The sequence below is a fragment of the Thermogutta sp. genome (genome assembly GCF_039793925.1).
Taxonomy (GTDB): Bacteria; Planctomycetota; Planctomycetia; order Pirellulales; family Thermoguttaceae; genus Thermogutta.
The window spans coordinates 28,993-36,854 of the sequence record NZ_JBAMME010000233.1 but is presented as its reverse complement, the minus strand read 5'-3'; the positions used below and the strand labels follow the sequence as shown (position 1 = coordinate 36,854).

The window sequence follows — 7,862 nt, the reverse complement described above, 5'->3', positions numbered from 1 at the left end:
TTGTAGCTAAACGAAAGATCCGCAACCGTCCGCCTTACCGCTGATTTGTTTGCCACCCCCGTAACGAAAAATGAAGTTCACCTGGCTTGGTACAAACCGCAGGCAAGGGAAGCTCTTACTGTTTTGTTGACAGGTGCAGGTACAATTTGGCGGATAATCAGACGACCTCACAGCATTATTGGGAGTTCAACCCGCGGAGGCTTTGAGTCCTGAAATGAGTACACAGTATCGCTTAGCGGCCGTGGCTGCTGCATCCGTGCTCTGCTGTCTCGTGCAGAGTAGCATGTGTCTCGCTGAGGCGGTTCGTCTTCCCTGGCTGGACGAAGTTCAGGTACCCCTCCTGCAATCCAGCAATGAGCTCACACTTCCCCCCACGCTGGCACACGCTGACGGGTCTCCTATTAGGGAACTAACGGAGTGGCAGCGACGGAGGGAAGAAATCCGCCGATGGTGGCTGAGTTTTCTGGGGATGCCACAGCGGGACCAGAACCTTCCAGTGCAAACGCTCCGAATACTTTCTCGAGAAGACCTGGAGGATGTCTCGCGGTGTCTTATTGAGTACGAAACTCAGCAGGGATGGAAAACGAAAGCCTATCTGCTCTTCCCACGGGGATCCGATATTTTCTCGCAGCGGGAACGACGGCTTCCGGCTATTGTTGTCTTTCATTCAACAACAAATGACACGATCCGGCAGCCGGCAGGGCTGACTTCAGAGAAAACCAAGGCTTTCGGACTCGAGCTGGCGCGTCGCGGTTATGTGACCCTCTGTCCTGAATGCTTTCTTTGGTCGGGCGGCCCACCTTACGACTATCGCAGGCAGGTGGAACGTTTCACCAACCAGTTCCCCGGCGTCAAGGGCATGGCCAAGATGCTCCTGGACGGTCAGGCCGCAGTGGACCTTCTCGTTTCCTTCCCGGGGGTGAATCCCCACCGTCTCGGCGCGGTGGGACATTCGCTGGGCGGCAAGGAGGTCCTGTATCTGGCAGCTTTCGACGAGCGTATTCGTGCGAGTGTATCAAGCGAGGGTGGGATTGCCTTGAGCTTTTCCAACTGGGACGCGCCATGGTATCTGGGACAAGAAATTCGCCAAACGGGATTTGGCCACGACCATCACGAACTTATCGCGCTGGTTGCCCCAAGGGCTTTCCTGCTTATCGGGGGTGACTCTGCAGACGGGGAGAAGAGCATTCCGTTCCTTCAAGCTGCCTGGCCAGTGTATCAGCTCTATGGGGAACGACCGGCGTTAGGTTTATGGAACCATCGTCGGGGACACACCGTGCCGGAAATCGCCGTTCATCGGATCGCCGAATGGTTCGATGTGTACCTCAGCAGCACGATGTGTGAAGACTACGAAGGAATGTTGTCTATCCCGAGACGATTTTCCGAATGTAATTGTCGCGCAAACCATTAACATGCGAACGAAAAAATGGGAACAGCTCCTCGCAATTATTTTCCCCAGCGGTAAGTTTTTCCCACCGCACGCAGTGAGAGTATAAATCAAGCAACGGCTGGGATGGGTGACTACTTTCGCAGCACGTTTGGTTGCGGTTCCTGAGCAGTGTGGGCAGGGGTATCAGCCACAGGTGCGGCCGGCAACTCGGCCGGTGTCTGAGAATCGGCGGCACTTGCCGGTGTGCCTTGATCAGCCGGATTAGCATTCATCTGTTGATCGGCTTGCTGAGATTGAGCGGCCCGGCGCTCGATTTCCTGAGAAAGCAATTCGATCTTTCTCAGGGTTTCTGGCATATTTTCGAAGTCCAAAAGGAGGGGTGGCTCGCCTTCAAAAATAACGGTCGCCATTCCCGCGATCCGCCAGCCATCAGCTTCCTTGCGAAGCATCCACGTGATCTCATCGGTGCGTGGCTTTCCCTGAGAATCCAAATCGGTCCAGGTACTTTTTACCCTCGCGCCGTCTGGCGCCAAATACTCGACATCATCGAAGACCTCATACCGTGCCGTGTCGCTCCCGACAGGCGCAAATTGTCGATTGAGTTTGCCGGCTTGCTCCCGGGCAAGTTCGCTGAAAAGCTGGATGACCTTCTCGTCATCGCCCGTTCGCACGGCTTCGAGGAACACTTTGACTGCGGAAACAGGGTCTGCTGTCTGCGATTTGAGATCGTTCTGCTCGGCAGGCGCGGATTTTTTCTGCGTGTCAGAGCTCGATGGGACACCTGGTCGGTTGGCGGACTGCGAGCCGTTCGGCTGAGGTGCCGGCTTCTGACAACCAAGCACCAAAAGTGTTGTAAAGACGCATACTAAAGACCACGTCAAGCTGCCCGTGTTATTGCAGGTGCGGGAATTGCTGTATCGACTCCCATCCATGGTATTCCTCCGAAGACCCAAATTGCTCCGTCTTAACCACGCCTGCCACGCGCAAGGCACGCATCAACGTGTGTGAGAATGTAGTAGTTTGGCGCAGGAATGGAGAATCTGTCAAGGCAGATTTTTAAATGTTGAACCGGTGAACAAGGAACAAGCTTCAAGCGTTCGCAAAAAGCATCCGGACCTACTCCGGGAGTCGCATGGAAGTTACGCTGTGTTCCTGCGACGGAATTAGGAGGCACCTGTTAGGGCAGGCTGGCGGTGTCTTGCTGAAAAACGTTACCGGTCTGAGGAAATCCTGGCCCGATTGCTACCGCGGTGCGATAACTATTGTCCGACTGACACAATAGGTTGCCTGACTATGGCCGCCGTTTATCTCCTTCGCCTTAGCGTGACACAGTTGGGCCGCCATCGGGGATTTGCGGTGCCTGGATCCGGTACACGATCTGCAAGTTTTTCCAGTTGTTTTCCACGAAAACTACGTATTCCCCCTTGGCGCGGTGAAACGCGTGTACAGCTTCTGGAATGTCGACCAGGGATGTTTCGCCCCACAAACTCGGCCCCGGTTTCAGGACACCAAGAAAGCCCCCGTTCGCGTGTTCCATACCCACACGTGTCCTTCCGTGGAAGTGCGTGTGATGGCGGCAAATAGCAGGTCATCAGCCACAGCAACAGACCGGATCACGTTGCTGGCGTCCGGTTTCCTCCCCTGCTCTTCGGGCTTTCCATAGGGCAATGCGATCTGGCTGCTTACACGCGGTCTGGTGGTGAAGTCTTCGACCCGCAGGGCCACCGAACTGACGGACCACACATTACGGCACTCAGAAGGCAATTCGGGAGGAAAGCCGAACAAAAACATCACGTCCCGCTCTGCATCGTAGATCCACTCCCGCAGCTCGTCTAAGGCGGGTGGAATTGGAAATAGCTCGACCCGCTCGGTATCGACTTCGTAGCGCGGCCGACCCTGTGGATCGCGTCCGACCTCACAGTACAACGTGAAGTCGTACACAGGGTTACCGTGCGTGTCGAACCCCTGCAGCCTATGACGTACCAACGCCTTCCGATTGGCCTGTTGGTGGTACTCCCAAAGGTCGCCTTTGCTGTCCAGGAGCCATTTCCTGGCGTTGTGATGAGGTCCAACGAACACGTACTCGTCTTTCTCGATATGACCGTTGCCGTTCACATCACGCCACATGAACCGATGCTTGCCCGGATGATCCGGCGGGTAGAGACGGTTCGGATCTCCGTGGTATTGGCCGCCATTCATGTACAATGAAGGCACAAGAACGTGTGAGCCCGGTTCCTCACGCAGGACCAACGTCCCGGAATCGATATCATTGATAACGACGTAAACGCGGTCATTCGGCAATTTGTACAGGCGGAAGCCGTGTTTGCGCACATCGTGCGGGTAGCGAAAAGGGTCCCAGGTAACAGCGATCCACTCATCCAGCGGGCCGGACAGTCGCTCGTAGTTTACCTCAAGCAAGTTGGAGCCACCGCGACCAATCAGAACGCGTGAACCATCGGTATTCGGTACAGCAGCCGCTCCATTCATGAACGTGGCGGTGTACCGTTCCCAGGCGAGCGTGCCGTCAGGTTGATAGCGACGGATCCAGCTTCCTGACGGTGCCCGCGAGGTCACGAAAAGACATCCGTGGCGATCTTCGCCCACACCTGAGAGGTAATTCAGGCGGTCGGGCCCCCGTCGACCAGGAATCGGCCCTGCATAAACGCCGCCCGGCTGGCCGAACCGGCGCATCAGCTTCGGCGTCGAGCCGGAAATATCATAAGTCGGGACTTGGAGACGCTGGGGATGGCTGTCAGCCACCAGTAGCCGATGGCCGTCAGGGCTCACTGCAATCGCAGTCGGCAGCTTGACATCCCGGATTTCTCGTCCCGTTGGACGGCCGAGACGATCCAGCTCGACCAGAACGTATTCACCCACCTCCGCCCAGGGAAGCCAGACCGGCACTTCCACGGGGTCCCGCGGGCGCTGAACAACCCAGAGACCGCCCCCGGGAACGAGTGCAACTGGTCCCGGATAGCGAAAAGGAATATCCCGAACACGCTGCATTGTGTCACAGTTGATCATATGAATACGCTGTGTGATGTCTTCGGCCACTACTAAGAGCGTGCCATCGGAAGACATTCCGGTGATTTGAGGGCGAGTGTGCCGGTACTTCTCCGCCGCTTCCGGATGAGCGGCGATCTCGGCGAGCCGCTTGGCACCCGAGAGATACGGCACCGACTCAGTGAGATACAGTTCGTTGCCGTCAGGTCCCTCACCCCCGGAAATGGAGCCGGCCGGCACCAGCGCATCGAATAAAGTCCACGGGGGCCTTCCTTATCGAAGAACTGGTCGCGAAAGAATCGCGCAACTCCTTGCATCGGCCTGCCGTTCAGCGTCCGATTGACCCGCGCATAAACATAGCGCGAGTCTGCAGCGACAGCCCGCGATTCGGAACCCCCCACACCCGCGACGATGTTTCCATCATGCCCATAAATTGTGTTCTCACGGTGTGCTTCGTCCCTGTTATGCCTAGATCATCGCTTTGCGACGATGCTTCCTGCGATGAGTCGTTTTCTGCGGGATCTAGCCCAAGACTGATAGCAACCGGATCAGGCGCGGGGAGTCTTCCATCAAATGGCGGTGGTTCCCCACCACCGCAATGGCGGTAATACTTTTGCACCGTAATCCGTTGCTCAGGAGGGATGGCAGCCGCTGCCCAGCCGGTTAGGTTGGCCACATCCTCGCCCATGTCCGCGTCAATGATTAGGCTATAGTGGCCGATTTCCTTATCTGCGTCCTGATCCTTGATGACGGAGAGGAGGCGGCGTTTGAACCCCGGGGATCAGCCCCGATGATCATCAAGCGCAAATCCAAACAGATCGCTTTCCATTCCTCTTTGAGGGCCGCCCAAATACATCGAAGAGAGTGCTAGACACACATCTTCACGCGCTCGACGCCCAAAATCCGGAGCGGCATTTTGGAACATCGACCCCTTATTTTATCGTCATGACTATCGTAGCTGACAAACCGAATAAGCAAACCGCCGACCTCCCCTTTCCCCCCAACAAGCCTGTGGCCAAGCCTCGGGGCGATGGCCTTTTCCGTGGTTTGCCTTGCCATTGTGTTACAGAATCCCCTTAAAACGGATCTTCTCGGCGAGTTGAAGGCGGTTCACAGAGCTCTTTCAAGGGCTACAAGCCACCGACCACTCTTGAACTCGGTCAGTCTGAAATTTAGCAGAATAACCGCGGGGCACCCTCCAGAAGTCAGCCATATCGGCTTACATGCCTCTTACTCGGCGGACGAGGGACTGAACGAGTTGCTCCCGGTCTTGGGAAAGGGAGGCACCGGGGGTGAAAGCCGGATTGCGAGGAGCCAGAAAAAAGGATCCTATCGGTTGTAAGACACAACATAGAAAGAGCGATATGTCATGAGTGAAAAGGAAGAAAAGCACTGCTTAAGAGGCACGGTTGAATTCTGTGGCGCAGAGAAACGTGTCAGATCAGTATCTTCCAGCCTTTGTCTGAAAACCCACTTCCTTATAGAGCTCTCAAATGCTTTTAAATAAATGCCAGGTAGATTACGGGGAGAAATGGCCCGCCAGTTTCTCATGATACACACATAGGCGACCATTTTTCAGCCAGCCAACGGGCAGCTCAACTGCGTTCCAGCGTGGATAGAGCACCGATCAAAGAACTTCGGTCACCTTTCCCCATACTCATGCAACTTCCCCGAAATCGACGGCCGAATATCCCAGGCCTCGAGTAACTGGTCGAACCAGTGGGTACAGGGGGCACCACCGGCACAGAACGCCACTCGTCCGCTCGGCGCTCCGCCCTAGCTGCCGTCAGGATTATGTTCGCATTTCAACAGTTCCGTCGAATAACCTGTCGTTCCTGTGAATTCTGCCGGGATAAAGCCGCTCGCAGGATTCTCCTTGTGGTTGGGGATCACTTCTTTCACGTGCTGGTCGAATTGCTGATCGGACATCCGGCGATAGCGTCGGAATTCCTTGTCCAGGTCAACCTTGTAGCAGGCGCGGAGCTGCTTCAGCTTGCGGTAACGCTCGACTTCTGTGCGCTTGGCTCGCTCTTCGTCAAGCTGTTTCTTGAGTTCCTCAATTTGCTTTTTTGAGAGTCTCGATTGTCGATTCCGCCTTATCCGCGGAATTTTGCTTTTCATATTCCGCCCTGTCTACGGTTGCCACTTGATCCACGACTGGCGTTTTCATCCCGTTCCCGGCACCGCTCTTTTGCTGTGTCTGTTCCTCGGCCTTCTTTTTTATTCCACTGGACAACGGCCATCTCTAACAAATCCTGGACGATCGCATCCAGATCCTCTTTATTCAAGGTCAGGGCCTTCTCCTTCTGCTCGTACTCGGCGCGGCGGGCCGCCGCCCCAAACATCCGTCGCTACTTCTCCGTGAGGGGATGGGCCCGCACTGCTTTGTCGCGGAAGATCTGCCGGGCCTTCTTCGGATCAATATTTTCGCTGGGCTGCTCGTAGACTGCCCCACTCGCCATGTCCACCGACTGATCCGCTGCTTACTGGGCAAGCCCCGGCAGTTCCTGGAGGGCTGACACAGCCGCATAATTGCTCTTTCTGTCTCGCCCAGCCATCTCTGGCGGAGACACGCTCACGGGTCGAGGATCCGCAACACTGTAACGCACGCGAATTTTCCACTCTCCTCCCGGGAATACAAAAATCCTAACTCCAGACGGGGAATTTTCGAAATCAGAGCAATCGGGTCGATGTACCACCTGTCCAACGTACCGTCGGTGTAAATGTCCACACTCCGCTCGGGGTAATACTTGAGCACGTCTTCACACTCGCGATAGATAAGGAAATCCGCCGTGATCGCCCAAACCGTTATCGCCAATCCTCAGCGGCTCGACAAAGAACGGCCCCGTAAACTGGAGCACCTCGTTGTCTGGCCCCGGCGTGGTGAGCCCTACCAGCCTCTGCACTTTCTCTGCCCTAATCATCAACACCATGCCACTATGATTGTGTGTAGCGACCGGGACGAGGTGGCGGAGTGGGACTTACGTCTTAAAAACCTGTTCGGCCAAAACGTCGAGCACTCCACTATCGCAGCCTTTGTCCGATGGGTGAGAGCGGAAGGTAAAACCCATTTAGCCATTGTCGTATGGGACGGCCCCGCAAAATCAGTCGAGGGATATTACATCTACGCCCACGAGCTGGCGCACATCGTGGATCGCGATCCATCCGGCCGCAGGATCAGTGATTCCGACCAGTGGAAGACCGCATGGGAATCAGAAAAGACAGAAATTCTGCGTGCCGTGTACGAATCAGACCTGAGAAATGCGATCTCGCAGAGTTCTGGCGAGGCCTTTGCCACGTTACTGGCCCTGTACGGGATCACTCCTCGGGTTTTTCTAACTCGAAAGCAAACCATACGTCGGTTCTTGGAGGAACGGGAGCTGGTTCGTCCGGAGGTGGAGACATTCCAAGGATAAGGGGAAAGTACACGGAATAGGGGATCCGCTCATCAAACGGAACATAGTCTGAA

Annotated in this window: 9 protein-coding genes; 2 read left to right on the top strand and 7 right to left on the bottom strand. The window is 55.6% G+C overall.

Annotated features, from left to right (window positions below):
• Positions 1-214: 214 nt before the first annotated feature.
• The gene (locus ABJK56_RS10515) at positions 215-1,411 is read left to right on the top strand and encodes a dienelactone hydrolase family protein (RefSeq protein ID WP_347244625.1); all 1,197 of its coding nucleotides are present in this window, start codon (positions 215-217) and stop codon (positions 1,409-1,411) included.
• A gap of 110 nt (positions 1,412-1,521) precedes the next feature.
• Here ABJK56_RS10515 and ABJK56_RS10510 read toward each other — a convergent pair whose 3' ends face one another.
• The 7 genes from ABJK56_RS10510 to ABJK56_RS10480 all read right to left on the bottom strand — a co-directional run bounded on the left by ABJK56_RS10510 (position 1,522) and on the right by ABJK56_RS10480 (position 7,211).
• Positions 1,522-2,322 (bottom strand): hypothetical protein, encoded by an 801-nt coding sequence (locus ABJK56_RS10510; RefSeq protein ID WP_347244624.1) that lies wholly within the window; start codon positions 2,320-2,322, stop codon positions 1,522-1,524.
• Positions 2,323-2,708: 386 nt separating this feature from the next.
• Positions 2,709-2,927, bottom strand: a complete 219-nt coding sequence (locus tag ABJK56_RS10505) for a hypothetical protein (RefSeq protein WP_347244623.1) — start codon at positions 2,925-2,927, stop codon at positions 2,709-2,711.
• Positions 2,891-4,633, bottom strand: a complete 1,743-nt coding sequence (locus ABJK56_RS10500) for a hypothetical protein (RefSeq protein WP_347244622.1) — start codon at positions 4,631-4,633, stop codon at positions 2,891-2,893. The genes ABJK56_RS10505 and ABJK56_RS10500 overlap by 37 nt, the downstream gene beginning before the upstream one ends.
• An 88-nt stretch (positions 4,634-4,721) precedes the next feature.
• Positions 4,722-5,081 (bottom strand): hypothetical protein, encoded by a 360-nt coding sequence (locus ABJK56_RS10495; protein WP_347244621.1) that lies wholly within the window; start codon positions 5,079-5,081, stop codon positions 4,722-4,724.
• A gap of 1,088 nt (positions 5,082-6,169) precedes the next feature.
• The gene (locus tag ABJK56_RS10490; RefSeq protein ID WP_347244620.1) at positions 6,170-6,514 is read right to left on the bottom strand and encodes a hypothetical protein; all 345 of its coding nucleotides are present in this window, start codon (positions 6,512-6,514) and stop codon (positions 6,170-6,172) included.
• Positions 6,511-6,738 carry a hypothetical protein gene (locus ABJK56_RS10485; protein WP_347244619.1) on the bottom strand — a complete coding sequence of 76 codons (228 nt, stop codon included), beginning with the start codon at positions 6,736-6,738 and terminating at the stop codon, positions 6,511-6,513. The genes ABJK56_RS10490 and ABJK56_RS10485 overlap by 4 nt, the downstream gene beginning before the upstream one ends.
• A gap of 230 nt (positions 6,739-6,968) precedes the next feature.
• A complete protein-coding gene (locus tag ABJK56_RS10480; protein WP_347244618.1) occupies positions 6,969-7,211 on the bottom strand; it encodes a hypothetical protein in 243 nt (80 codons plus the stop codon).
• On the opposite strand from ABJK56_RS10480, the gene ABJK56_RS10475 reads away from it, so the two are divergent.
• Positions 7,186-7,809, top strand: coding sequence for a hypothetical protein (locus ABJK56_RS10475; protein ID WP_347244617.1), 624 nt, complete (start codon positions 7,186-7,188; stop codon positions 7,807-7,809). The two genes, ABJK56_RS10480 and ABJK56_RS10475, sit on opposite strands and share 26 nt — an antisense overlap.
• Positions 7,810-7,862 lie beyond the last annotated feature (53 nt).